Consider the following 23,402-nt stretch of genomic DNA (forward strand, 5'->3'; position numbering starts at 1 on the left):
TGCCGCCCTCACAGTGCCGCCCAGCCGCCGTCGACCGGCAAGTCGATACCGGTCACTTGCCGGCTCACGTCGCTGGCCAGGAACAGGCAGGCATTGGCCACGTCCTGGTCGGTCGAGACGCGCTTCAACGCGTAGTCGGCGGCGTGGCGCGTCATCGCTTCTTCCAGCGTGATGCCCAGCTTCCTGGCCATGTTGGCGCAGACCTTGTCGCGAAAGCGCGGGCCGTCCACCATGCCCGGTGCGACACAGTTGACGTTGATGTTGTAGGGCCCGGCCTCCAGCGCGAAGCTCTTGGTGATGCCACGCAGACCCCACTTCGAGGCCGAATACGCCAGCCGCCCTGCCCGCCCGCGCATGCCGAAGGTGCCGCCGACGTTGACGACCTTGCCGCCGCACTGCGCGATCATGCTCGGCAGCACCGCGTGCATCGTGTTGAAGCAGCCGGTCATGTTGAGTTCGACGATGTCGTTGAACTCTTCCGCGCTGGTCTCCCAACCGGTCTTGCCGATGGGGCCGGAGCCGCCGGCCACGTTCACCAGCACGTCGATGCGGCCGAAGGCCTCCAGCGCGTGCCGAGCCAGCGCCTCGGTCTGCTGCGCGTCGGTCAGGTCGCAGGCCACCACCAGCGCCGGGACGCCCAGCGCACGGGCCTCGGCCGCCACCGGCTCGATGGCCGCGGTGTCGCGCCCGGCCAGCACCAGGCGCGCGCCTTCGGCGGCGAAGGCCAGCGTCACCGCACGGCCCATGCCCTTGGCCGGGCCGGTGATCAGCGTCACCTTGTCCTTGAGTTGCAGGTCCATCGCCGCGGCCCCTTCAGAACTTGCTGGCGCGCTCGGCGCGTGCGGGCAGGAAGCTGCGGTCGAAGACCTCGTCGGCCGTCGGCGTGCGCGGCAGGCCGTTGGCCTCGACCACCATCGCGATGGCGCGCTTCAGGCGTTCGCCGTCGACGTCGCCGAGGCCGATCTTCGCGATCTCGGGGTGGTTCATCTCCTGCTTCAGCGTCGCGACCAGGCGTTCCTTCTCCACCTCGCGCTTGAGCAGCGGCTCGCGCTTCATCACGTGGTCCATCGCCATCTCGGGGTTGGCCAGGCTTTCGTTGATGGCGCGGTTCACGGCCTTCAGGAAGCCCTGCACCGCCTTCGGGTTGTCCTTCACGAAGCTGCGGCTGAAGACGATGGCGTTGGAATACAGGTCCATGCCGTAGTCGCCGTAGTTGATGAAGCGCAGGTCGCGCTCGGGGTCGATGCCCACCAGCTTGGCGCTGAAGTACACGGTGTTGACGTAGCCGAAGATCGCGTCGACCTGGCCGCGCAGCAGCATCTGCTCGCGCAGGTTGGGCGTCATGTTGGTGATGTTCACCTTGGACGCGTCGACCTTGGCCACCTTGGCGAAGGCCGGGAACAGCTTCAGCGCGCCGTCGTTGGCGGGGCCGCCGACCGTCTTGCCCTCCAGGTCCTTGGGCGTCTTGATCGGGCTGTCCTTCTTCACCACGATGGTGAAGGGCGGCGTGTTGTAGAGCATGTACACGCCCACCGGCGCGTCGGCCGGGCGCTTGGCCGCGATGTCGATCAGCGCGTTCAGGTCGCCGAAGCCGGCCTGGTAGGCGCCCGAGGTGACCTTGGTGATCGAGGCCGACGAGCCTTCGCCCTGGTCGATCTCGACGTCCAGGCCCTCGGCCTTGAAGTAGCCCTTGTCCTGGGCGATGAAGAACCAGGCCTGCGGGCCCTGGTACTTCCAGTTCAGCACCATCTTGATCTTGGTCTGCGCCAACGCGGTCGTGGGCAGCGTGGCGGCAGCGATGCCGGTGGCAGCGGCGAAGACGGCAGCCAGGGTGCGGCGGGTGATGTGCATGGGCGGGTGCTCCTCAACGGGGGAAGGGTGGAGTGGAAGGACGGCGGCGCGGCGTGGCGGGCAAGGCCGCCAGCAGCGCGCCGCTGGTGGCGACGAAGCCGTGCAGCTTCTGCACGATGAAGTGGATGGCGCGGCTGACGTAGGCCGGCGACGGCGTGCTGCAGGCGTCCGACAGCAGCACGCCGTCGTAGCCCAGGAAGCCGGCGTCCTGCAGGCTGCTGAACACGCAGCGGTCGGTGTTGACGCCGGCGAAGAGCAGCGTGGTGGTGCCGCGGCCGCGCAGCAGGCTGTCGAGTTCGTTGTCCCAGAAGCCGCTGAGGCGGTGCTTGAAGACGGTGATGTCGCCGGGCTCGACCGGCAGCTCGTCCACCACCGCCGCGCCCCAGGTGCCGGGCACCAGCGACGGCCCGTGGTCCTGCGGCGAGACCTCGGCATAGCCGACGCCGCCGGCCGTGCGCTTGCCGGTGAACTGCACCAGCGGCGGCAGGTTCAGCCGGTCGGGGCGCACGCCCCAGTTCAGCCACAGCACGGTGCCGCCCGCGCCGCGCCAGGCCGGCAGCAGGCGCTGCAGCACGGGAATGGGCCGCCGCATCGGTCGCACGTCGATGCCCTTCTGGCCGAACCAGCCCTGCGGGTGGCAGAAGTCGTTCTGCATGTCCACCACCACCAGCACGCTGCGCGCGAGGTCGATCTGCACGCCCTGCGGCTGTGCATCGAACCGCACCGGCCTGGGCCGCAGCGCACGGCGCACGAGGTCGACGCCCTCGGGCCGCTGCACCCAGGCGTTGTGCGCGGCCGGGCCGAACGACGCCGACGCCGGGGCCGTGCTGCGGTCGGCGGGGGGAGCGGACTTGGTGCGTGCGGGCTTCACGGCCGGCACAGCACGCAGGCGCCGTGCCAGTCAGCGCTGCCGAAGCCTGCTGAATTGCGTGTGCTGCGTTGCCGCTGCGGCAACGCAGGCACCGTTCGTGCATGCAGCGCGCCCATGCACCACCTGCGCTTCCTCAAGTACTTCGACGAAGTGGCCCGCTCGGGGTCGATCCGCCAGGCGGCGGAACGCCTGCACGTGGCGGCCTCGGCCGTGAACCGCCGCATCCAGGACCTGGAGGACGAACTCGGCCTGCCGCTGTTCGAACGCCTGCCGCGCGGCATGCGGCTCACGGCGGCGGGCGAGCTGTTCGTGCAGTACGTGCGCGGGCGCGAGAGCGCGCTGGAGCAGGTGCGCTCGGAGATCGAGGAACTGCAGGGCCTGCGCCGCGGCAGCGTGCGGCTGGTGGCGAGCCAGGCGCTGGCGCCGCAGGTGATGCCGCGGGCGGTGGCCACGTTCCGCGCCGGCCACCCGCTGGTGGAATTCCAGGTGCGCATCGGCGACCACGTGCAGGCGCTGCACGCGCTGCGCAGCTTCGAGACCGACCTGGCGCTGGTGTTCAACCTGGCGCCGGAGCCCGACATCGAGGTCGTGGCGCAGTTCGAGCAGCGCCTGGTGGCCACGATGCACCGCAGCCACCCGCTGGCACAGCGCAGCGGCGGCGTGCGGCTGCGCGAGTGCGCCGAGCACCCGCTGGTGCTGCCCAACCGCGAGGCCGGCGGACGCCAGCTGCTCGAGCGCTACCTGGTGCGCAGCAGCCTGAAGCTGCGCCCGGCGGTGGAAAGCAACAGCTTCGAGTTCCTGCGCGGCTGCCTGTACCACGGCGGCGCGGTGTCGTTCCAGATCGCCATCGGCGCCGTCAGCGACGGCGGCGAGATCGTCGCGCGCGAGATCCTGGACCGCGGCTTCCCGGTCGGCCACCTGGTGCTGGCGCGGCTGCGCGGGCGGCAGCTGCCGGTCATCACGCACGCCTTCACCGAGCACCTGGAGCAGGCGCTGGCGGTCACCGCGCCCTGAAGGACCAGTCTGCTCAGCCGGTGGCGCGCGCCCGCGCCTCGTGCAGCGTCGCCAGCGTGATCTTGCGCACCTCGGCCTTGCTCTGCTCGATGTGCGTGCGCAGCAGCAGCAGCGCGGTGTCGGTCTTGCGCTGCATCACCGCGCGCAGGATCTTGCCGTGTTCGCCGTACGTGGCCTCGATGCGGTCGCCGCGCGTGAAGTCCAGGCGCCGGATGATGCGGATGCGCTCGGTCACGTCCCAGTGCACGCGCGCCATCTCGTCGTTGCCGGCGGCGCGCACCAGCGTGGCATGGAACTGCTCGTCGAGCGCACCCACCGCGCGTCCGTCGGTCAGCCGCTCGGCCACCGGCAGCAGCCACACGCGCTTCAGTTCTTCCAGCGCCGGTGGCGTCTCGGTGCTGGCGCACAGCCGCCCCACCGCGGCGGATTCCAGCACCACGCGCAGGTCGTAGAGCTGCTCGAGCTTGCCGAAGTCGATCGGGCGCACGAACCAGCCGCTCTTGCTCTCGACGTCGAGCAGGCCCTCGTTGCGCAGCCGGAACAAGGCCTCGCGCACCGGCGTGCGGCTCACACCCAGCCGCGCGCCGAGTTCGGCCTCCGAGAAGCGGTCCCCGGGCACCAGCAGGAAGTCGTGCAGCTGCGCCTTCAGCGCGGCGTACACCTGCTCGGCCAGGTTGGCGCGCGCGGGTGCGGCCTCGGAGGAAGCGGCGGAGGCGGCCAGGGCGCGCATCGGTTCAGGCGAAGTGGCAGGCCGCGATGTGCTGCGCGCCGCGTGCCGCCAGCGGTGGCGCCTCGCGCTGGCAGCGGTCCTGCACCGCCGGGCAGCGGCTGCGGAAGCGGCACAGCGGCGGCGGGTCGATGGGGCTCTGCACCTCGCCCTGCAGCCGGATGCGCTGCGCCACCGCCGCGCCCGGCACGGCCGAGACCAGCGCGCGTGTGTACGGGTGCGCAGGCTGCGCGAAGACGGTGGCAGACGGGCCCATCTCGACGATCTTACCGAGGTACATCACCGCCACGCGGTCGGTCAGCAGGCGCACGACGTTCAGGTCGTGGCTGACGAACACGGTGGCCAGGCCCAGCTCGCGCCGCAGCCGGTCCAGCAGTTGCAGCACGACGGCCTGCACCGAAACGTCGAGCGCCGCGGTGGGCTCGTCCAGGATCAGCAGCCGCGGCCGCGATGCCAGCGCCCGGGCGATGCCCACGCGCGCCTTCTGCCCGCCCGAGAGCTGGTGCGGGTAGCGCGACAGCAGCTCCAGCGGCAGCCCCACCTGCGTGGCCACTTCGTCGACCCGCGCCTGCGCCGTGGCCGCGTCCATGCCGGCCAGCAGCCGGCAGGGTTCGGCGATGGTGTCGCGCGCGGTGTAGCGCGGGTTCAGGCTGTCGGTGGGGTCCTGGAACACGAGCTGGATCGCCGAACGCAGCGCATGCCGAGCAAAACGCTTGGCCGGCACCGCCGCCAGGTCCTGGCCGTCGAACACGATGCGGCCCGTGCTCGGGTCGTGCAGCCGCGCCAGCAGACGCACCAGCGTCGACTTGCCGCAGCCCGACTCGCCCACCAGCCCCAGGCTCTCGCCGGGCGCCACGTCGAACGAGACGTCTTCCACCGCATGCAGCTGCGACCCGCGTCTGCCGGCCACCGGGAAGCGCTTGCCCAGGCGTTCCACCTGCAGCAGCGCTGCGGTCGTCTGGTGCTCAGCCATGCGCGGCCTCCGTGGCTGCCGTCAGCGGGTGCCAGCAGGCCACCGCGCGGCCGGCTTCGGGCTGCAGCGGAGGCAGGGCCGCGCGGCACTGCGCGTCGGCGCGTTCGCAGCGTTCGCTGAAGCGGCAGGCCGGCAGCTGCGCGCGCCGCAGGTCGGGCAGGCTGCCGGGCACGGGCAGCAGCGTGTCCAGCGTGCTGCCGGCGCCGGGCGTGGACGAGATCAGCCGCGCCGTGTAGGGGTGGCGCGGCGCGCTGAAGAGCGCCTGCGTGGGTGCCATCTCCACCGCGTGGCCGGCGTGCATCACGACGATGCGGTCGCAGTACTCGGCCGCCAGCCCCAGGTCGTGCGTGATGAACAGCGTGGCCATCTGGCGCTCACGCGCCAGGCCCGTGATCAGGTCCATCACCGCGGCCTGCGTGGTGACGTCCAGCCCCGTGGTGGGCTCGTCGGCGATCAGCAGCGCCGGCCGGCAGGCCAGCGCGATGGCGATCATCACGCGCTGGCACATGCCGCCCGACAACTCGAACGGGTAGGCCGACCAGCGCCGCTCGGGGTCGGCGATGGCCACCTCGCGCAGCGCCTGCACGGCGCGTTCGCGCAGGCCCAGCCCCGCGTCGGGGCCCGTGCGGCCGCGGGCGGCCACGGCGTGGCGGCGCAGCACGTCCTCGATCTGCAGGCCCACCGGGCGGATCGGGTTCAGCGCCGTGCGCGGGCTCTGGAAGATCATGCTGATCTCGCGCCCGCGCAGGTCGGCCAGCGTGCGCTCGTCGGCGCGCAGCAGGTCCAGGCCGCCGAACACGGCACGGCCGGCGGTGACCTTGGCCGCGGCGTCGCTGATGCCCAGCATCGCGTACGACAGCACGCTCTTGCCCGAACCGCTTTCGCCCACCAGTCCGACGATCTCGCCCTTGTGCAGCTGCAGGTGCACGTGCTCCAGCGCGCGCACCGTGCCGCTGCGGGTGCGGAACTCGAGGCTGAAGTCCTGCACGTCGAGCAGAGGTGGATTCACGCGGAGTTCCTGTCTTGACCAAGGCCTTGCACGGATCCGGCTTCGCCGGTCCGTCGCAAGAGCCCCCTCGGGGGGCAGCGACCGCAGGGAGCGTGGGGGCTCATGTTCTCTTCCTGGGGTCGAAGATGTCGCGCAGCGCGTCGCCCAGCAGGTTGAACGAGAACACCGCCAGCATCAGCACCGCGCCGGGGAAGAAGCTCACCCACCACTCGCCCGAGACGATGAACTGCGCGCCCTCGGCGACCAGGATGCCCCACTCGGGCTCGGGCGGGCGCACGCCCAGGCCGATGAAGCTCAGGCCGGCGGCGTTCAGGATCGCCCAGCCCATGTTCAGGCTGACCTGCACCATCGCCGGCGGCAGGATGTTGGGGAACAGGTGCAGCGCCAGGATGCGCAGGTCGCCGTTGCCCGACAGGCGCGCGGCCTCGATGAAGCCGGCCTCGCGGCGCACGTTCGTTTCGGCGCGTGCCACGCGCACGTAGAACGGCAGGTTGATGATGGCCGTGGCCAGCACGATGTTGCCCACCGTGTTGCCGAGAGCGGCGACGATGCCCATCGCCAGCACGAACAGCGGGAAGGCCATGATGGTGTCGGACACGCGTGTGACGGCCAGGTCCCACCAGCCGCCGAAGTAGCCCGCGGCCAGCCCGAGCGCGATGCCCAGCACGAAGCTCAAGCCCACCGCGCTGACGGCGATGCCCAGGTCCAGCCGGGTGGCGGCGATGGTGCGCGAGAAGATGTCGCGGCCCAGCGCATCGGTGCCGAACCAGTGCGCGGCAGAGGGCGGCTGCAGCGCCACTGCGCTGTTGCTGGCCAACGGGTCGTAGGGCACGATCCACGGCCCCACCAGGGCCAGCAGCACGAACAGCGCGAACAACCCGGCGGCGAGCTTGGTCACCGGGTTCTCGTTGAGCACGTGGCGCACGTGCTGGAGGTGCTGGACGTAGGACGGCGCGGCGTTCATCAGCGCTCCAGCGAGATGCGGGGGTCGATCAGCGTGTACAGCACGTCCACCAGCAGGTTCAGCAGCACGAAGAGCACGCCCATCGCGAGCACGAAGCCCTGCACCGGCGCGTAGTCGCTGGCGGTCAGGGCGTCGATGGCGTAGCTGCCCACGCCGGGCCAGCCGAAGACCTTCTCGATGATCACGCTGCTGCCGAGCATGAAGCCGAACACCATGCCCAGCGTCGTCACCACCGGCAGCAGCGCGTTGCGCAGCGCGTAGCGCACCTGCACCGTGGTCTTGCTCAGGCCGCTGGCGCGCGCGGTGCGCACGAAGTCCGAGCTCAGCACCTGCAGCATCGACGCCCGCGTCATCCGGGCGATGGGCGCCAGCACGAACAGCGCCATCGTCACCGTGGGCAGCACCAGCTGCTTGAACGCGGCCCACCACAGCGGCAGGTCGCCGACCAGCAGCGCGTCCACCAGGTACAGGCCGGTCACCATGGGCGGCGGCGAGTACACCGGGTCGAGCCGCCCCAGCGGCGCCGGCGCCCAGCCGAGCAGGAAGTAGAAGACGTACGACAGCACCAGGCCGGTGAAGAAGGTCGGCAGAGAGACGCCGGCGGTGGTGAGCAGGCGGCAGAGCTGGTCGATCCACGAGCCCGGCCGGGTGGCGGCCATCACGCCCAGCGGCAGTGCGATGGCGCAGGCCAGCAGCAGCGCCAGCAGCACCATCTCCAGCGAAGCCGGCAGCCGCGCCAGCAGTTCCTGCAGCACCGGCTGGCCGGTGGTGATGGACAGGCCGAAGTCGCCGCGCAGCAGCGCGCCCACGTAGTTCAGGAACTGCTGCGGCAATGGCAGGTCCAGGCCCAGCTGCTGCCGCACCTGGTCCACCGCTTCCTGCGTGGCGGCACCGCCGGCGAAATAGGCCGCCGGATCGCCGGGCAAGGCGCGCGTGAGCAGGAAGGTGATGACGACCACGCCCACCAGGTTGGGCAGCGCCGCCAACAGGCGCTTGAACACCACGCGCAGCGTCGCGGGCATGCGGCTCAGCCCAGCAGGCTCACGTGGGCGGCCACCACGCGCCAGCCTTCGGGCAGCCGCACCCAGGTCTGGCTCTGGCGGCCGCTGCGCGTGCTGCCCTCGCGCTGGAATTCGGTCATCGCGGTGGCGCAGTCGCGGCCGTAGGTGGTGATGACGGTGTGGTGCAGCGTGCGCGCCAGCCCGGTGCCGGGCCGCGCCAGGCGGAAGGCGCGGATGGCCTCGATGCCGTGCAGGTTCTCGCCGACGCCGTAGCGAACGGTGTGCGGGCTGGCCCAGAAGAGCTCGTCCAGCACCTCGACGCGGTTGTTGACCAGTGCGTCTTCGTAGCGGGCGAACGCGGCCGTCACTTCGGCCAGCACGTCGGGCAGGTTGATGTCCATGCGGATGGGGCTCTCGGTGTCAGTCCAGGGCAGCCACGGGGGCGCGCACCACGCCCGCGGCTTCGAGCGCCTGCGCCACGCGCAGGACCAGGTCTTCGCGCCAGGGCGCCGCGATCAGCTGCACGCCCACCGGCAGCGTGGCGTGCGCGCCCCACACCGGCACCGTGCACACCGGCAGGCCGATGCACGACACCGGCTGCGTCAGCAGCCCCATGCTGGCGCGCGCGGGCAGGCGCTGGCCGGCGATGTCGATCCATTCGGTGCCGATGGCCGGCGCGGCGCACGGCGTGGCCGGCGCGATCAGCACGTCCACGTCGTCGAAGCTGCGCGCCACCTGGTGCGCGAACCAGCGCCGCACCCGCTGCGCCTGCTGCACCCAGGCCGCTGGCAGCAGCGCCCCGGCCAGGAAGCGCTCGCGCGACAACGGCTCGAAGTCGTGCGGCCGGGTCTGCAGGTCCGGCAGGTGCAGCGCCGAGCTCTCGGCGTTGGTGATCAGGAAGGCCGCGGCGCGGGCGCGCGCCACCTCGGGCCACTCCACGCGCACGCCGGCACCCAGCGCCGTGGCCACGGTCTGCGCCGCCGCCAGCGCCTCGGGTTGCGCCATTGTCTGGAACCAGCCGCCGAGCATGCCGATGCGCAGGCCCTGCGTGCCCAGCTCCAGCGTCGGCAGCGTGGGCTCGGCCGGGCGTGGCGCCTGCGCCGGGTCCAGCGCGTCCGGGCCCTGCATCAGGTCGTGCGCCAGCGCCAAATCGCGCACGCTGCGGGCGAACGGCCCCAGGTGGTCCAGGCTGCCGACGAACGGAAAGCTGCCGCGGCGCGACAGCCGGCCGTAGGTGGGCTTCAGGCCGAACACGCCGCACAGCGACGCCGGCACGCGGATCGAGCCGTTGGTGTCCGAGCCCAGCGTCAACGGCACCTGGCCGGCGGCCACGGCCGCGGCGCTGCCACCCGACGAGCCACCGCTGATGCGCGCCAGGTCGTGCGGGTTGCGCGTGGGGCCGTAGTGGCTGTTCTCGGTGGTGAAGCCGTAGGCGTACTCGTCCATGTTGAGCGCGCCCACCAGCACCGCGCCGGCGGCCTGCAGGCGCTGCACCAGCACGGCGTCGGCCGTGGCGGGCGGCCGGTCACGTTCGATCTTCGAGCCCGCGAGCGTCACCAGGCCCTGCACGTCGAACAGGTTCTTTACCGCGAACGGCACGCCGGCCAGCGGCAGCACCTCGCCGGCGGCAATGCGGGCATCGACGGCCCGCGCCTCGGCCAGCGCGCGTTCGCGCGTGACGGCCGTGAAGGCATTGACACGCGCGTCGGTGGAGGCCACGCGCGCCAGCGCGGCGGCGGCCACGGCCACGGCACTGGTCTGGCGGCTGTTCACCGCGGCGGCGGTGGCGCTGGCACTGCGGTCGTTGGCGACTGCCGTCATGGCTGGTGCTCCGCGGCCACCGGCGTGAACACCGGCGCCGCTTCGTCCTCGGGCAGCAGCGGGTGCTGCATCACCAGGTCGGCCAGGCCCGCGGCCAGCCCGAAGTAGCGCAGCACGCCGGGGCGCAGGTCCTCGGGGAGCGGCAGGCCCAGCGTGGCGGCGCTGGCGTCCACGTGGGCGGCGATCTGCTCGGGGGTCAGGGCCATGGTCCGGCGCCCCGCTCAGGCCTTGAACAGCTGGCGGTAGTCGGGCTGCAGATGGAACCAGTACTGGTAGCCCATCACGTCCTTCTGCATCGCGACGTCCATCGTCGGCTGGAACAGCGGGATGCGCGGCACCTCGTCATAGGCGAGCTGGATCATGTCCTTCACCATGCTGTCGTACAGCGGCTTGCTCTCGGCGAAGCGCGCGTTGTCGATGATCTTGTCCATCTTCGGGTTCTGGTAGCTCATCGTGTTGAACACCGCGTTCTGGCCGTGGTAGCACCAGAAGAAGAAGTACTCGGCGAAGTTCAGCCAGCCGCCGAAGCGGTTGACGATCATCGGCATGTCCTTCTTCAGCAGCGCGCTGCGCCAGGTGGCACCGGGGATCTTGTTGATCTGCGCCTTGATGCCGATCTGCGCCAGCGCCTCCTGGATCAGCACGGCCATCGGCTCGCCGACCGTGGCACCGCCGAGGTCGAAGCTCAGCGTCGTCTCGAAGCCGTTCGGCATGCCGGCCTCGGCCAGCAGCGCCTTGGCACGGGCGATGTCGGCCTTGTAGGCGGTGGCCTGCGGCCACGCCGTGGTGGTGACCTTGGGCGACGCCGCGCCGTAGAGCTTGATGCCGCGGCCGTACAGCGCGTTGTCGAACATGCGGTCGTACGGCAGCGCGTAGGCCACGGCCTGCCGCACCTTCGGGTTGTTGAACGGCGGCTTCGTCACGTTCATGCCCAGGTACAGCATCGAGTTCTCGATCGGCATGCTGCTGACCTTCACCGCGCCGCCTTCCTTGGCGAGCTCGGAGAAGTCCTTGGGCGGCAGGTCGAAGGTGATGTCGATGTCGCCCTTGAGCAGCAGCGCGCGACGGTTGCCGGCGTTGGGCACGTCGCGCTGGATCACGCGGCGCAGCTTCGGCAGCGGGCCGCTCTTCCAGTCGTCGTAGCGCACGTAGATCACTTCCTGGCCGGGGCGGAAGGCCTCGACCTTGTAGGCGCCGCCGCCGGCGGTGTTGTTGCGCGTCCACGCCAGGCCCCAGGGATCGGCCGCGGTGGCGTTCTTCTTCACCAGCTCGCTGTTGAAGACGCAGGGCACGACGACGGCCAGGTCGTTCATCGTCAGCTTGTCGCGGCGCAGGAACTTCACCTTGAAGGTGTGGTCGTCGACCACCTCGAACTGCTCGGGCTTCTCCAGCGAGCCCGCGGCCATCTGGAAGGTGGGGAAGCCGCCGACGCTGACGGCGCGGTCGAAGCTCCACTTCACGTCCTTCGCGGTCACGGGCGTGCCGTCGTGGAACTTCGCGTTCCTGCGCAGCTTGAACGTGACCGACTCGCCGTCGGGCGCGATCTTCCAGCTCTCGGCCAGCTCGGGTTCGAGCTTGTTCAGGTCGTACATCACGCGGCCGTCGGGCAGCGTCTTCTTGCCGTAGGTCATCAGCCGGTCGTAGACCAGCCACGAGACGCCGTAGCTCGGGCGGTTGGCGCCCACGGTGTGGATGTCCAGCGAATTCGGGCCGAACTCGTTGGCCACCACCAGCACGTCCTTCGGACGCGCCTGCGCCTGTGCAGTGGCGGGAACCGCGGCGGCGGCTGCGGCCGACGCGGCGGCGGTGGTGGTGAGGAAATGGCGACGGTCCATGGGCACTCCGGAGGTGGTCAGGCGGAACGGGAAGCCAGGTAGGCACGCCAGCCGCCGAACGCGGTGACGTCCTCGGCCTGGCGCAAGGCATGGGCTTCGCACAGGAAGCCGTGCACGTGGCGGCCATCGGCCAGCGCGATGCTGCCCAGGCCCAGCGGTGGCGGGATCAGCGCGAGGAAGGAACCCACCGCCTGCATCGGCACGGCCCACACTTCCACCGCGATCGCCGCACCGCCCTCGCCCGGCGCGCAGCGCTGCAGGCCGGGCTTGGGCGGCACGGTGCCGGGCAAGGCGTACAGCCTGTACTCGGGCGCGGTGTGCGTGCGTTCCAGCAGCACGGCGCCGCGCTCGGTGAGCTGGCCGTTCAGCGGCAGTCCGGACAGGTGCGCTCCCACCACCGCCAGCGGCAGCGTGGCGGCCACGGCCGGGCGGCGCGGCAGCGGGCCTTCGCCCAGCCAGGCGCGGCCCACCTCGGCCAGCACCACGTCGTGCCCGCCGGGACCGATGAAGGTGACGCCGAAGGGCAGGCCTGCGGCCGTCTCGCCTGCCGGCACGGCCAGCGCCGACCAGCCGAGCAGGTTGACGAAGTTCGTGTACAGCCCGAGCCGTGCGTTGGCGCCGACGGGGTCGGCATCGACCTCGTCGAAGGTCGGGTGGCCGGGCGCGGTGGGCACCATCAGCACGTCGACCTGCCGCCAGAGCCCGGCCAGTTCCGCCTGCAGGGCACGCAGCCGGTACTGGGCGACGAAGGTGTCGGTGGCGCTGAAGGCATGGGCCTTCTCGATGACCTGGCGCACGGTGGCATCGAGCGCGCCGGGGTCGTCGGCGAGCAGCGTGCGCACCACCGCGTGGCGCTCGGCGACCCAGGGGCCGTCATAGAGCAGCGCGGCCACGGCCTGCAGCGGCGCGAAGTCGATCTCGACCAGGTGGTGGCCGTCGAGCCGCGCCTGCTCCAGCGCCGCCTGCCAGGCCGGCGCGTAGCCCGCGTCGCCGCTGAACGGCGGCGCTGCCGGCACGCCGACGCGCAACTGCGCCGGCGGCGCGGCCGGGCCGGGTTCGAAACGGCTGTAGGCGTCCACGGGGTCGGCGCCTTCGATCACCGACAGCACCGCCGCCGCGTCGCCCACGCCGTGCGCGAACACCGAGACGCAGTCGAGCGTGCGGCAAGCCGGCAGCACCCCCGCGGTGCTGACGCGCCCCGGCGTGGGCTTGAGGCCCACGAGGCCGTTGAAGCCGGCCGGCACGCGGCCGGAACCGGCGGTGTCGGTGCCCAGCGCGAACGGCACGACGCCGCGCGCCACCGCAACGGCCGAGCCCGCGCTGCTGCCGCCGCTGATGCGCGTGGCGTCGGCCACGCAGGCGGGCCGGCCGTAGGGCGAACGCGTGCCGACCAGGCCGGTGGCGAACTGGTCCAGGTTGGCCTTGGCCAGCCACAGCGCGCCCGCGTCCAGCAGCTTGCGCACCGCGGTGGCGCTGGCGGCCGCGACGTGCGCGTAGGCCGGGCACGCAGCCGTGGTGGGTGCGCCGGCGATGTCGATGTTGTCCTTCACGACGAACGGAACGCCCAGCAGCGGATAGCGCTTGAGCAGTGCGGCGCGGTCGGGGCCTTCAGCCAGGCGCAGCACCAGCGTGGCCAACTGCGCCGCCCAGTCGTCTGCGCTGCAGTGGTGGATGAAGACACCCTGCCCGTCCAGCGCCGCGGCACGGTCGCGCGCGGCCTGCAACGCCGGCAGGGGGTCGCCGCCCTGCAGCAGCAGCGCCTGCCAGGCCGCCACGGTGGCAGGCGGGAGCGTTGGTGAGGCGGTGGCGTTCGACATTGGTGCACTGATTGGTATACCAGTCGCTCCCAGCAGAAAGCATGCCAAGGCGACCCGCCCGCTTGTCCGCCACCGCGGGCTGCGACATCATTGAAGCGGCAGGCGCTGCACGCACATCCGGCGCCCCACACCACGCACACCAGGGAGACATGCATGCGGCGTCGCGACAGCCTTCACCACATCGGCCGGGCGGCCTTGCTGCCGCTGCTGGCCAGCCTGCCGGCGCGGGCCGCCAACGACCCGCGCCCCGAGGCCCCGCTGGCGGCGGTGCTGGGCGAGTGGCGCGGCAGCCTCACCTACCGCGACTACGGCGCGCCCGACCGCATGGTGACGCTGCCGACGCGGCTGTTCGTCTCGGCCGTGGCGCCCGACGAGATCGCGCTGCACTACATGTACGACGACGGCCCGGGCAAGACCGCCTTCGGCTACGAGCGCATGCGCTTCGAGTTCGCCAGCAGCACGCTGCTGTGGATCAGCGGCGCGGTGGAGAAGACCGCGCTGGTCGGCCGCATCGTGGCCAGCGACAACGCCACCGGCGTGCACCGCTACGTGGTCGAGACCACGAAGGACCGAGCGCTGTCCCGCTACACGATGGAGTTCGGCGCACGCAGCCTGTCGCTGCAGAAGGACGAGGTCGCGGCCGGCGGGCAGGTGCAGCTGCGCAACCGCTACACGTTCGCACGCTGAGCCCGGCAGCCGCGCGGCGCGGTCGCGGCTGGATGCCTATACAGTCCGGGGCGTGTCCACGCTCGCCGACCTGAACCCCGAACAACGCGCCGCGGCGCTGCACCGCGGCGGGCCGCTGCTGGTGGTGGCCGGCGCCGGTGCCGGCAAGACACTCACGCTGGCCGCGCGCGTGGCGCAGCTGGTGCTGGACGGCGCCGACCCCCAGCGGCTGCTGCTGATGACCTTCTCGCGCCGCGCCGCGGCCGAACTCGGGCGCCGCGTCGGCCGCTTGCTCCACGAGGCCCTGCGGCTGCCGCCCACCACGGCCGCGCCGGTGCTGCCGTGGTGCGGCACCTTCCACGGCATCGCCGCGCGGCTGCTGCGCGAACTGGCGCCGCGCATCGGCCTCGCGCCGTCGTTCAGCGTGCTCGACCGCGCCGACGCGCAGGAGTTGATGGGCATGACCCGCCACGCGCTCGGCTTGTCCATGACGGCGCAGCGCTTCCCGCAGGCCGGCACCTGCCTGGCCATCCACTCGCGCGCCGTCAACAGCCAGGCGCCGCTTCCGGAATTGCTGCCATCCACCTACCCGTGGGTGGCGCAGCACGAGGCCGCGCTGCGGCAGCTGTTCGACGCCTACGCGGCCGACAAGCAGCGCCAGCAGCTGCTCGACTACGACGACCTGCTGCTGGTGTGGTGGCACCTGATGCAGCAGCCGCAGCTGGCGGCCGCGCTGGCGGCGCGCTTCGAGCACGTGCTGGTCGACGAGTACCAGGACACCAACCGCCTGCAGGCCGGCATCCTGCTGGCGCTGCAGCCCGACGGTCGCGGCCTCACGGTGGTGGGCGACGACGCGCAGAGCATCTACGCCTTCCGCGCCGCCGAGCTGCGCAACATGCTCGACTTTCCCGGCCACTTCACGCCACCTGCGCGCGTGCTGACGCTGGAGCGCAACTACCGCAGCACGCAGCCGCTGCTGGCGGCGTCGAACGCCGTCATCGCGCTGGCGCCCGAGCGTTTCGCGAAGACCCTGTGGAGCGACCGCGCCTCGTCGGCCCGGCCGCGGCTGGTGACGGTGGCCGACGACGCGGCGCAGGCGCGCTGGGTCGCCGACGAGGTGCTGCGCCAGCGTGAACAGGGCCTGACGCTGAAGCGCCAGGCGGTGCTGTTCCGCACCGGCCACCACAGCGCGGCGCTCGAGCTGGAACTCACCCGGCGCAACATCCCCTTCGTGAAGTTCGGCGGCCTGCGTTTCCTGGAGGCCAGCCATGTGAAGGACCTGCTGGCGCTGCTGCGCTGGGCGCACAACCCGCGCGGCCGGCTCGCCGGGTTCCGCGTCGTGCGCCTGGTGCCCGGCCTGGGCCCGGCCAGTGCCACGCGGCTGCTCGACGCCATGGCCGCCAGCGACGACCCCGCTGCCGCGCTGCGTGGCTGGAAGCCGCCCGCGGCGGCCGCGCTGGACTGGGCGGCGCTGCGCACCACCTGGTGCGCGCTGCAGGGCGGCACGCGGCGCTGGCCCGACGAACTGCAGCTGGCGCTGACCTGGTACCAGCCGCACCTGGAACGCCTGCACGACGACGCCCGCGTGCGCCGCGCCGACCTCGACGCGCTGGCGCAGATCGCCGCTGGCCACGGCAGCCGCGAACAGTTCCTGACCGAACTGGCGCTGGACCCACCCGAAGCCAGCAGCGACGAAGCCGGACCGCCGCACCGCGACGAGGACTACCTGATCCTGTCCACCATCCACGCCGCCAAGGGCCAGGAATGGAACGCGGTGAGCGTGCTCAACGTCGTCGACGGCTGCATGCCGGCCGACATGGCCACCGGCCACGCCGCCGAGATCGAGGAAGAGCGCCGCCTGCTTTACGTGGCGATGACCCGCGCGAAAGACAGCCTGAACCTGCTGGTGCCACAACGCTTCTTCGTGACACAGCAACGCCAGTGGGGTGACCGCCACCTGTACGCCACGCGCTCGCGCTTCATTCCGCCCGACCTGCTGCCGCACTTCGCGTGCGTGGCACCGGAGGCCGGGCCCGATGCCCGGCTCGACCTCGACGGCCCGCCGCTGCTGGACGTGGCGGCGGCCTTGCGCGGCACCTGGCGCTGAACGGCGGCGGGCGACAACCGCTGACCTTCCGGCAGCATCTGGCACGCGGCGTGCTGGCCTCAGAATCGACCACTGCCGCCGCGCCGCAACCCCTTCCGCATGAGCTTCCTGCATTACCTGCCCCGACGTGCCCTGCTCGCCTTGCTGCTCGCAGCGGCGGCCGCCACCACCGCCTGCGCGCGCAACCCGGCATCCGGCGACGACAACGAGTTCGACACGTCCGCCGACGGCCGGGCCGACCTGAGCCTGCCGGCCGGCATCCGCGCCGAACGTGACCTGGCCTACGGCCCGGACGCACAGCAGACGCTGGACGTGTTCATCCCGCTGCGCGCGCAGCGCGCGCCCATCGTGCTGATGGTGCACGGCGGTGCCTGGATGCTGGGCGACAAGGCCGGCCGCGGCGTGGCCACCAACAAGGTCGCGCGCTGGCTGCCGCGCGGCGTGATCGTGGTCTCGGTCAACTACCGCCGCGACCGCCGCTCGCCGAATGCGCTGCAGCAGGCCGACGACGTGGCGCGCGCGCTGGCCTTCGTGCAGCAGCGCGCGGCCGGCTGGGGCGGCGACGGTGCCCGCGTGCTGCTGATGGGGCATTCGTCGGGCGCGCACCTGGTCAGCCTGCTCAGCGCCGATCCCGGCATTGCCGAGCGCGCCGGCGCGAAGCCCGTGCTGGGCACGGTGGCGCTGGACAGCGCGGTGTTCGACCTGGTCGAGATCATGGAACGCCGCCACTACCGCTTCTACGACCGCGTCTTCGGCAAGGACCGCCAGGTGTGGCTGGACAACTCGCCCTACCACCGGCTGCAGGGCACGCCGCGGCCGATGCTGCTGGTGTGCTCGTCGCAGCGCAGCGACTCGTGCCCGCAGGCCGACAAGTTCAGCGCCAAGGCGCAGGCCGCGGGCGCCCGCGTGCGCGTGCTGCGCGTCCCGCTGAAGCATGGCGAGATCAACGGGCAGCTGGGCCTGGCGGGCGACTACACGTCGCAGGTGGAGGACTTCCTGCGCTCGGTGGGCGTGCTGCAGTAGACACCGCAGGGCACCACGGCGCCAGGACATGATGGTCGGGGTGAAAGGATTCGAACCTTCGACCCACTGGTCCCAAACCAGTTGCGCTACCAGGCTGCGCTACACCCCGAAGCGACGGATTGTAGCGGCCGGGGTCGCTAGGGCTCGCGGTCGACCACCGCCTGCGCTGCCGGCGGCTGCAACTGGCGCGCAATGTCGATGCACTGGCGGATGTGCTGCTCGCACACCAGCTTCAGCGCCGAGAACGTCAGCGCCGCCGACACCGCCTGCCCGGCGATGGGCACGAACTTGGCGGCCTGCTGCGTGGTCAGGCGCACGCCCACCACGCGCAGCAGCGTCAGCACGAGGTCGCGCGTGACGATGCGCCCGACCAGCATGCCGCCGCCCAGGCTGACGGCCTTGAACACGGCGATGCGGCGGTCGGGCGCCAGCCGCTCGATCTGCTCGGGCGTGAGGCCGAATTCGCCGTTGATCTCGGGCAGCACCTTCACCAGCACGCCCACGTCGGTCAGCCAGTCCAGGCCCGGCAGCGGCACCATCGCCACGCCTGCGGCAAAGAGCGCGCGCCTGGTCACGCGCCGCCGGGCCCGCTGGGCGGCGGCCTCGATGGCGTCCTCTCCGATCGGCACCAGCTGCCAGTCGGTCGCTGCGGCGCGGCGTTGGGCGGCCCTCATGCCGGGGTGTCCTGTTCGTTGCGGATGCGCGGCGGCAGCATGACCTGGTGCTCGCGCGGTGCCTTGAGGATGATGGACGTGGACGTTTCCGCCAACAGGCACAGCGCGGAGACCACGGCGTCGAGATGGGCGACGTCGGTGACCGCGATCTCCAGCTCCCAGCTGGTCTCGCCGGTGATGTTCCAGGCGTTCACGATCTCGGGCGTGTCGGCGATGATCTTCAGCATGCGCTGGTAGTCGGTGCGGCCCACGCGCACCAGCGCGCGGATGCCGTAGCCCAGTGCCGCCAGGTTCACGGTGGCGCGGTAGCCGGTGATCACGCCGCCGGCTTCCAGCTTGCGCACGCGCTCGGCCACTGCGGGCTGGCTCAGGTGCACGCGCCGGCCCAGTTCGGCCAGGCTGATGCGGGCGTCGGCCTGCAGTTCGGCGAGGATGCGGGTGTCGTAGGAATCCAAGGCGATCATGGCACTGAACCGTTAGTTTCAAAGTCGCCGCACGGCATGTCGAGCATATTGCCATGGAAGCGGGCCATCGGCCTTCTTATCATTGCCGCCATGTCGGCCACCCTGCCCCTGCCCACCACCACCGCGGCGCGCCTGTCGCCGCTGATCCTGGCCTGCCTGGCCGCCACCTGGTTCGTTTGGGGCTCGACCTACCTGGCCATCAAGTGGGCGCTGGTGAGCTTCCCGCCCTTCTTCCAGATGGGCACGCGCTTCGTGGCCGCCGGCGTGCTGCTGGGCGCGTGGGCGCTGTGGCGCGGCGCGGCCTGGCCCACGCGCGGGCAGTGGCTCAGCGCTGCCATCCTGGGCGCGCTGATGCTGGGCGGCGGCTACGGCGCCACGGCGTTTGCGCAGGTCAGCGTCAGCTCGGGCCTGGTGGTGGCCTTCATCGCCGTGGTGCCGGCGCTGGTGGCACTCTTCCAGTGGCCTTACGGCGAGCGGCCCACGAAGCTGGAAGGCGCCGGCATCGCGCTGGGCCTGCTGGGCGTGGTGCTGCTGACGCAGGGCCAGGGTTTCGGCGCGTCGGCCTCGGGCCTGATCGCGATGGCCATCGCCTGCGCCACCTGGTGCCTGGGCAGCGTGTGGGCCAAGCACGGCCTGCCCGGCGGGCTGCGGCTGGCGCTGGCGCCGGGTGCGGCGGGCTATGCCAGCCAGATGCTGGCCGGCGGGCTGCTGCTGCTGGGCATGTCGTGGGCCGTGGGCGAGACGCCGAGCTTTCCGCCCGATGCGCGCGCCGTGGCCTGCTGGTTCTATCTGGTGGTGGCGGGTTCGCTGATCGGCTTCTCGGCCTACATGCTGCTGCTGGAGCGCACCAGCGCCGGGCTGGCGTCGAGCTACAGCTTCGTGAACCCGGTGATCGGCATGGTGCTGGGCGTGGCGCTGGGCGGCGAGGTCGTCAGCGGCCAGGAAGTGCTGGCCGCCGGCGTGATCACCGGCGGCGTGGTGCTGCTGCTGGCGGCGCGGCGCTGAGGCGGCGCCTGGCCCCAGCGGCTCAGCGCCTTCCTTCGGCCGCGGCGCGGATGGCCGCCAGCGTCGTGCGCGAGGTGCTGACGTCGGCGTCGAGCTTCAGGTGCAGCAGGCCCGGCCGGCCGGCGTCGATCAGGCGCCGCAGCGCCGGCTCCAGCTCGGCTGTCTGCGTGGCGCTCTCGGCGTTCCAGCCGTAGGCCCGCGCCAGCGCCGCGAAGTCGGGGTTGTAGAGGTCGCTGCCGCTGACGCGCCCCGGGTACTCGCGCTCCTGGTGCATGCGGATCGTGCCGTAGGTGCCGTTGTCGACCACGATGCTCAGCAGCTGCTTTGCGCCGTAGCCGGTGGCGGTGGCGAGCTCCTGGCCCGTCATCAGGAAGTCGCCGTCGCCGGCCAGGTTCACCACCCAGCGCTGCGGTTGCAGCAACGCGGCCGCCACGGCCGCCGGCAGGCCGTAGCCCATCGCGCCGTTGGTGCAGGCCAGCTGCGTGCGGCCCGCGTGCTGCAGGCCGGGGTAGCGGTGGTAGCGGTGCAGCCAGCCGCTGAAGTTGCCGGCGCCGTTGGTGTAAATCGTGTGCTCGGGCAGCAGTTGCCCCAGCAGGCGGATCAGCACCGCCATGTCCATCGGCGCCACCGCCGGCGCCACCTGGTTGGCAACGAAGTCGGCGTTGGCCGCGGCAGCGTGGGCGGCCCATGGCACGCTGGTCGGTGCAGCCAGCGTCTCCAGCGCCTTCGCGGCACAGGCCATCGAGCTCTGCAGCAGCAGGTCGGCGGCGTAGACGCGGCCCAGTTCCTCGGGGCCGGCGTGGATGTGCACCAGCTGTTGCCGCGGCCGCGGCGGCTGCAGCAGCGTGTAGCCGCTGGTGGTCATCTCGCCCAGGCGCACGCCCAAGGCGATGACGAGATCGGCCTCGCGGATGCGCGCGGCGAGCTTCGGGTTGATGCCGATGCCCACGTCGCCCGCGTACAGCGGGTGGCGGTTGTCGAAGGTGTCCTGGAAGCGGAAGGCGTTGCCCACCGGCAGCTGCCAGTTCTCGGCGAAGCGCTGCAGCGCGCGGCAGGCCTCGGCGTCCCAGCCGCCGCCGCCGGCGATGACGAACGGCCGCTCGGCCGCCAGCAGCATCGTGCGCAGGTCGCGCAGCGCTCCCGGCGCCGGCCAGGCCTGCGCGGGCTCGGCGCGCGGCAGCACCGGTGCGTCGGTCAGCGTCGTCAGCATGTCCTCGGGAAGCACCAGCACCACCGGGCCGGGGCGGCCCTGCAGCGCGGTGTGGAAGGCCCGCGAGACGTACTCGGGCACGCGCGCCGCGTCGTGGATCTCGCCCACCCACTTGGCCATGCCCAGCGTGCCGGGTCCGAACATCTGGCGGTAGTCGACCTCCTGGAAGGCCTCGCGGTCGCGCTGGTCGCTGGCCACCTGGCCGATGAACAGCACCATCGGCGTGCTGTCCTGGAAGGCCGTGTGCAGGCCGATGCTGGCGTTGGTGGCGCCCGGCCCGCGCGTGACGAAGCAGATGCCGGGCCGGCCGCTCAGCTTGCCCTGCGCCTCGGCCATGAAGGTGGCGCCGCCTTCCTGGCGGCAGGCGATGAAGCGGATCTTGTCGCGGTGCTCGTGGAAGCCGTCGAGCACGGCGAGGTAGCTCTCGCCGGGCACGCCGAAACAGGTGTCGACGCCCTGCGCGACCAGCGCTTCGACGAGGGCGTGGCCGGCGGGCCGGCGGGGCAGCGGTGGAGTGCTCATGCCTGCACTGTAGCGGGGCGCGCTAGCATCGCCGCAGCCGCACCGCCACTGCCCACCCTTGCCCCGCGCCGCCGCCCCCACCCCGCCCGAACCCCGCTCGCGCGACGCCGACCGCTCGCAGCAGGCCATCCTGCTGGCCGCGCGCGACGAGTTCGCCGCGCACGGCCTGGGCGGCGCGCGCGTGGACCGCATCGCCGAACGCGCAGGCGTCAACAAGCGGCTCATCTACTACTACTTCGACAACAAGGACAGCCTCTTCGTCGCCGTGCTCGAAGAGGCCTACCGCCAGATCCGCGACGCCGAACGCCAGCTGCACCTGGCCGACCTAGCGCCGGCCGACGCGATCCGCAAGCTGACCGAGTTCACCTGGAACTACTATCTCGCGCACCCCGAGTTCCTGACGCTGCTGAACAGCGAGAACCTGCACGGCGGCCGCCACCTGGAGCTGTCGACCAACGTGCAGCCGATGAACTCGCCGCTGATCCAGACGCTGGCCGAGGTGCTGGAACGCGGCCGCGCCAGCGGCGACTTCCGCGGCGGCGTGGACCCGCTGCAGCTGTACATCTCGATCGCCGGGCTGTCGTACTTCTACCTCTCGAACAAGCACACGCTGTCGGCCATCTTCGGCCGCAACCTGATGTCGGCGAAGGCGCGCAGCGAGCGCCTCTCGCACATCTGCGACGTCGTGCTGGGCTACGTGCTCCGCGACTGAGGGCGCCGCGACGATTCACCTTCTGGTGAATTGAAGACCCACAACATACCGACCGCACCGGGTTAGCCCTAGGTTTGCCGCATTGCCGCGCGCCATCGCAGGCTCCTAGAATCGTCTTTATTCACCAAACGGTGATTTAGGAGACACACCATGGCCCCCACCACCCGCACGCTGCGCCGCAGCTTCCTGGCCGCCACGCTGGCGCTGCTGCCGCTGGCCGCCGCCGCGCAGGCCGGCTACCCGACCAAGCCGATCCGCGTCATCGTGCCCTTCGCCGCCGGCAGCACCACGGACATCATCGCCCGCGCCATCAGCGACAAGATGAGCACCAGCCTCGGCCAGCAGCTCGTGGTGGAGAACAAGGCCGGCGCCAGCGGCACCATCGGCCAGCAGCTGGTGGCCGGTGCCGCGCCCGACGGCTACACCATCCTGGTCCACTCGTCGTCGCACACGGTGAGCCCGTCGACCTTCGCCAAGCTGCCGTTCGACACCGTCGCCGACTTCGCAGGCATCACGCCGATCAGCTCCACGCCCAACGTGCTGGTGATGGCGCCCGGCAAGGGCATCAAGACCCTGGGCGAGCTGCTGGCCGCGGCCCGCGCAAAGCCGGGCACGATGAACTTCGCGTCCGCCGGCCAGGGCAGCGCCACGCACCTGAACGCCGAGAAGTTCAAGATGGCCGCGAAGATCGAGGCCACGAACATCCCGTTCAAGGGCTCGGCCGAGGCCGTGACGGAAGTGATCTCGGGCCGCGTGGACTACTACTTCTCGCCCATCGCCCCCGTGATCGGCCAGATCAAGGGCGGCCAGCTGCTCGCACTCGCCGTGGGCTCGCCGATGCGCGCCTCGGCCCTGCCCGACGTGCCGACCACGGCGGAGGCCGGCGTGCCGGGCTCGGAGTTCAACTTCTGGATCGGCATGATGGCGCCGGCCAAGACGCCGCGCGACATCGTCAACCGCCTGCAGGCCGAGGTGGTGAAGGCGCTCGCCGACCCCGAGGTGAAGGAGCGTTTCGCCAAGCTGGGCGCCGATGCCTGGACGCTCACGCCCGAGCAGTTCGACGCCTACATCAAGACCGAGATCGCGAGCAACGCGAAGCTGGTGCAGGCCGCGGGCCTGGCGCCCAAGCCCTGAGC

At 71.7% G+C, this 23,402-nt stretch carries 23 protein-coding genes and 1 tRNA gene; 7 read left to right on the forward strand and 17 right to left on the reverse strand.

Annotated features, from left to right (window positions below; all coding sequences use genetic code 11):
• Positions 1-8 precede the first annotated feature (8 nt).
• Genes ACPOLB_RS04270 through ACPOLB_RS04280 form a run of 3 tightly spaced genes read right to left on the reverse strand, consistent with a single transcriptional unit; the run spans position 9 to position 2,722 of the window.
• A complete protein-coding gene (locus ACPOLB_RS04270; protein WP_425260062.1) occupies positions 9-800 on the reverse strand; it encodes an SDR family NAD(P)-dependent oxidoreductase in 792 nt (263 codons plus the stop codon).
• 13 nt (positions 801-813) lie between these two features.
• Complete coding sequence (locus ACPOLB_RS04275) at positions 814-1,851, reverse strand: ABC transporter substrate-binding protein (protein WP_425260063.1); 1,038 nt, start codon at positions 1,849-1,851, stop codon at positions 814-816.
• 13 nt (positions 1,852-1,864) lie between these two features.
• Positions 1,865-2,722 carry a cysteine hydrolase gene (locus ACPOLB_RS04280; protein WP_425260064.1) on the reverse strand — a complete coding sequence of 286 codons (858 nt, stop codon included), beginning with the start codon at positions 2,720-2,722 and terminating at the stop codon, positions 1,865-1,867.
• 114 nt (positions 2,723-2,836) lie between these two features.
• On the opposite strand from ACPOLB_RS04280, the gene ACPOLB_RS04285 reads away from it, so the two are divergent.
• A complete protein-coding gene (locus ACPOLB_RS04285) occupies positions 2,837-3,736 on the forward strand; it encodes a LysR family transcriptional regulator (RefSeq protein ID WP_425260065.1) in 900 nt (299 codons plus the stop codon).
• Positions 3,737-3,749: 13 nt separating this feature from the next.
• Here the strand turns inward: ACPOLB_RS04285 and ACPOLB_RS04290 are convergent, their stop codons facing one another.
• The 10 genes from ACPOLB_RS04290 to atzF all read right to left on the reverse strand — a co-directional run bounded on the left by ACPOLB_RS04290 (position 3,750) and on the right by atzF (position 13,841).
• Positions 3,750-4,466, reverse strand: coding sequence for a GntR family transcriptional regulator (locus ACPOLB_RS04290; RefSeq protein WP_425260066.1), 717 nt, complete (start codon positions 4,464-4,466; stop codon positions 3,750-3,752).
• 4 nt (positions 4,467-4,470) lie between these two features.
• Complete coding sequence (locus tag ACPOLB_RS04295) at positions 4,471-5,436, reverse strand: ABC transporter ATP-binding protein (RefSeq protein WP_425260067.1); 966 nt, start codon at positions 5,434-5,436, stop codon at positions 4,471-4,473.
• Entirely contained in the window at positions 5,429-6,445 is a 1,017-nt protein-coding gene (locus ACPOLB_RS04300; protein WP_425260068.1) for an ABC transporter ATP-binding protein, read from the reverse strand. The genes ACPOLB_RS04295 and ACPOLB_RS04300 overlap by 8 nt, the downstream gene beginning before the upstream one ends.
• Positions 6,446-6,545: 100 nt before the next feature.
• Positions 6,546-7,409 (reverse strand): ABC transporter permease, encoded by an 864-nt coding sequence (locus ACPOLB_RS04305; protein ID WP_425260069.1) that lies wholly within the window; start codon positions 7,407-7,409, stop codon positions 6,546-6,548.
• Positions 7,409-8,431: an ABC transporter permease gene (locus tag ACPOLB_RS04310; RefSeq protein ID WP_425260070.1), complete on the reverse strand. Its 1,023-nt coding sequence runs from the start codon at positions 8,429-8,431 to the stop codon at positions 7,409-7,411. The genes ACPOLB_RS04305 and ACPOLB_RS04310 overlap by 1 nt, the downstream gene beginning before the upstream one ends.
• Positions 8,432-8,436: 5 nt before the next feature.
• Positions 8,437-8,811, reverse strand: coding sequence for an oxalurate catabolism protein HpxZ (gene hpxZ / locus ACPOLB_RS04315; RefSeq protein WP_425260071.1), 375 nt, complete (start codon positions 8,809-8,811; stop codon positions 8,437-8,439).
• 19 nt (positions 8,812-8,830) lie between these two features.
• The gene (locus tag ACPOLB_RS04320) at positions 8,831-10,231 is read right to left on the reverse strand and encodes an AtzE family amidohydrolase (RefSeq protein WP_425260072.1); all 1,401 of its coding nucleotides are present in this window, start codon (positions 10,229-10,231) and stop codon (positions 8,831-8,833) included.
• On the reverse strand, positions 10,228-10,437 hold the full coding sequence (locus tag ACPOLB_RS04325; RefSeq protein WP_425260073.1) for a DUF4089 domain-containing protein: 210 nt from the start codon (positions 10,435-10,437) through the stop codon (positions 10,228-10,230). Before ACPOLB_RS04325 ends, ACPOLB_RS04320 begins: the two co-directional genes overlap by 4 nt.
• A gap of 15 nt (positions 10,438-10,452) precedes the next feature.
• On the reverse strand, positions 10,453-12,066 hold the full coding sequence (locus ACPOLB_RS04330) for an ABC transporter substrate-binding protein (protein WP_425260074.1): 1,614 nt from the start codon (positions 12,064-12,066) through the stop codon (positions 10,453-10,455).
• A 17-nt stretch (positions 12,067-12,083) separates the two neighbouring features.
• Positions 12,084-13,841 carry an allophanate hydrolase gene (gene atzF, locus ACPOLB_RS04335; protein ID WP_425260075.1) on the reverse strand — a complete coding sequence of 586 codons (1,758 nt, stop codon included), beginning with the start codon at positions 13,839-13,841 and terminating at the stop codon, positions 12,084-12,086.
• Between the two features lie 195 nt (positions 13,842-14,036).
• Here atzF and ACPOLB_RS04340 point away from each other — a divergent pair, with 195 nt between their 5' ends.
• From ACPOLB_RS04340 to ACPOLB_RS04350, 3 genes are all read left to right on the forward strand, one after another.
• Positions 14,037-14,570: a hypothetical protein gene (locus ACPOLB_RS04340; protein ID WP_425260076.1), complete on the forward strand. Its 534-nt coding sequence runs from the start codon at positions 14,037-14,039 to the stop codon at positions 14,568-14,570.
• A gap of 52 nt (positions 14,571-14,622) precedes the next feature.
• The gene (locus ACPOLB_RS04345) at positions 14,623-16,656 is read left to right on the forward strand and encodes an ATP-dependent helicase (RefSeq protein WP_425260077.1); all 2,034 of its coding nucleotides are present in this window, start codon (positions 14,623-14,625) and stop codon (positions 16,654-16,656) included.
• A 99-nt stretch (positions 16,657-16,755) separates the two neighbouring features.
• On the forward strand, positions 16,756-17,679 hold the full coding sequence (locus tag ACPOLB_RS04350) for an alpha/beta hydrolase (protein ID WP_425260078.1): 924 nt from the start codon (positions 16,756-16,758) through the stop codon (positions 17,677-17,679).
• Between the two features lie 32 nt (positions 17,680-17,711).
• Here the strand turns inward: ACPOLB_RS04350 and ACPOLB_RS04355 are convergent.
• From ACPOLB_RS04355 to ACPOLB_RS04365, 3 genes are all read right to left on the reverse strand, one after another.
• Positions 17,712-17,788: transfer RNA gene (locus ACPOLB_RS04355), tRNA-Pro, on the reverse strand.
• Between the two features lie 28 nt (positions 17,789-17,816).
• The gene (locus tag ACPOLB_RS04360) at positions 17,817-18,353 is read right to left on the reverse strand and encodes a hypothetical protein (RefSeq protein WP_425260079.1); all 537 of its coding nucleotides are present in this window, start codon (positions 18,351-18,353) and stop codon (positions 17,817-17,819) included.
• On the reverse strand, positions 18,350-18,817 hold the full coding sequence (locus ACPOLB_RS04365) for an Lrp/AsnC family transcriptional regulator (RefSeq protein WP_425260080.1): 468 nt from the start codon (positions 18,815-18,817) through the stop codon (positions 18,350-18,352). Before ACPOLB_RS04365 ends, ACPOLB_RS04360 begins: the two co-directional genes overlap by 4 nt.
• A 90-nt stretch (positions 18,818-18,907) precedes the next feature.
• On the opposite strand from ACPOLB_RS04365, the gene ACPOLB_RS04370 reads away from it, so the two are divergent.
• On the forward strand, positions 18,908-19,822 hold the full coding sequence (locus ACPOLB_RS04370) for an EamA family transporter (protein WP_425260081.1): 915 nt from the start codon (positions 18,908-18,910) through the stop codon (positions 19,820-19,822).
• Between the two features lie 22 nt (positions 19,823-19,844).
• Here the strand turns inward: ACPOLB_RS04370 and ACPOLB_RS04375 are convergent, their stop codons facing one another.
• Entirely contained in the window at positions 19,845-21,554 is a 1,710-nt protein-coding gene (locus ACPOLB_RS04375; RefSeq protein ID WP_425260083.1) for a thiamine pyrophosphate-binding protein, read from the reverse strand.
• A gap of 58 nt (positions 21,555-21,612) precedes the next feature.
• Here ACPOLB_RS04375 and ACPOLB_RS04380 point away from each other — a divergent pair, with 58 nt between their 5' ends.
• Positions 21,613-22,266 carry a TetR/AcrR family transcriptional regulator gene (locus ACPOLB_RS04380; protein ID WP_425260084.1) on the forward strand — a complete coding sequence of 218 codons (654 nt, stop codon included), beginning with the start codon at positions 21,613-21,615 and terminating at the stop codon, positions 22,264-22,266.
• Between the two features lie 150 nt (positions 22,267-22,416).
• Entirely contained in the window at positions 22,417-23,400 is a 984-nt protein-coding gene (locus ACPOLB_RS04385; RefSeq protein ID WP_425260086.1) for a tripartite tricarboxylate transporter substrate binding protein, read from the forward strand.
• The last annotated feature ends 2 nt before the right edge of the window (positions 23,401-23,402 follow it).

This window comes from Rubrivivax soli (assembly GCF_049810355.1).
Taxonomy (GTDB): domain Bacteria; phylum Pseudomonadota; class Gammaproteobacteria; order Burkholderiales; family Burkholderiaceae_C; genus Rubrivivax.

Bases quoted from the DNA above. Each gene is read 5' to 3' on its own strand.
- ACPOLB_RS04360 (WP_425260079.1), bottom strand. From the start codon at position 18,353: ATGAGGGCCGCCCAACGCCGCGCCGCAGCGACCGACTGGCAGCTGGTG.
- ACPOLB_RS04370 (WP_425260081.1), top strand. From the start codon at position 18,908: ATGTCGGCCACCCTGCCCCTGCCCACCACCACCGCGGCGCGCCTGTCG.
- ACPOLB_RS04350 (WP_425260078.1), top strand. From the start codon at position 16,756: ATGAGCTTCCTGCATTACCTGCCCCGACGTGCCCTGCTCGCCTTGCTG.
- ACPOLB_RS04330 (WP_425260074.1), bottom strand. From the start codon at position 12,066: ATGGACCGTCGCCATTTCCTCACCACCACCGCCGCCGCGTCGGCCGCA.
- ACPOLB_RS04310 (WP_425260070.1), bottom strand. From the start codon at position 8,431: ATGCCCGCGACGCTGCGCGTGGTGTTCAAGCGCCTGTTGGCGGCGCTG.
- ACPOLB_RS04275 (WP_425260063.1), bottom strand. From the start codon at position 1,851: ATGCACATCACCCGCCGCACCCTGGCTGCCGTCTTCGCCGCTGCCACC.
- ACPOLB_RS04305 (WP_425260069.1), bottom strand. From the start codon at position 7,409: ATGAACGCCGCGCCGTCCTACGTCCAGCACCTCCAGCACGTGCGCCAC.
- ACPOLB_RS04270 (WP_425260062.1), bottom strand. From the start codon at position 800: ATGGACCTGCAACTCAAGGACAAGGTGACGCTGATCACCGGCCCGGCC.
- hpxZ (WP_425260071.1), bottom strand. From the start codon at position 8,811: ATGGACATCAACCTGCCCGACGTGCTGGCCGAAGTGACGGCCGCGTTC.
- ACPOLB_RS04365 (WP_425260080.1), bottom strand. From the start codon at position 18,817: ATGATCGCCTTGGATTCCTACGACACCCGCATCCTCGCCGAACTGCAG.
- ACPOLB_RS04325 (WP_425260073.1), bottom strand. From the start codon at position 10,437: ATGGCCCTGACCCCCGAGCAGATCGCCGCCCACGTGGACGCCAGCGCC.
- ACPOLB_RS04340 (WP_425260076.1), top strand. From the start codon at position 14,037: ATGCGGCGTCGCGACAGCCTTCACCACATCGGCCGGGCGGCCTTGCTG.
- ACPOLB_RS04385 (WP_425260086.1), top strand. From the start codon at position 22,417: ATGGCCCCCACCACCCGCACGCTGCGCCGCAGCTTCCTGGCCGCCACG.
- ACPOLB_RS04295 (WP_425260067.1), bottom strand. From the start codon at position 5,436: ATGGCTGAGCACCAGACGACCGCAGCGCTGCTGCAGGTGGAACGCCTG.
- ACPOLB_RS04320 (WP_425260072.1), bottom strand. From the start codon at position 10,231: ATGACGGCAGTCGCCAACGACCGCAGTGCCAGCGCCACCGCCGCCGCG.
- ACPOLB_RS04285 (WP_425260065.1), top strand. From the start codon at position 2,837: ATGCACCACCTGCGCTTCCTCAAGTACTTCGACGAAGTGGCCCGCTCG.
- ACPOLB_RS04375 (WP_425260083.1), bottom strand. From the start codon at position 21,554: ATGAGCACTCCACCGCTGCCCCGCCGGCCCGCCGGCCACGCCCTCGTC.
- ACPOLB_RS04290 (WP_425260066.1), bottom strand. From the start codon at position 4,466: ATGCGCGCCCTGGCCGCCTCCGCCGCTTCCTCCGAGGCCGCACCCGCG.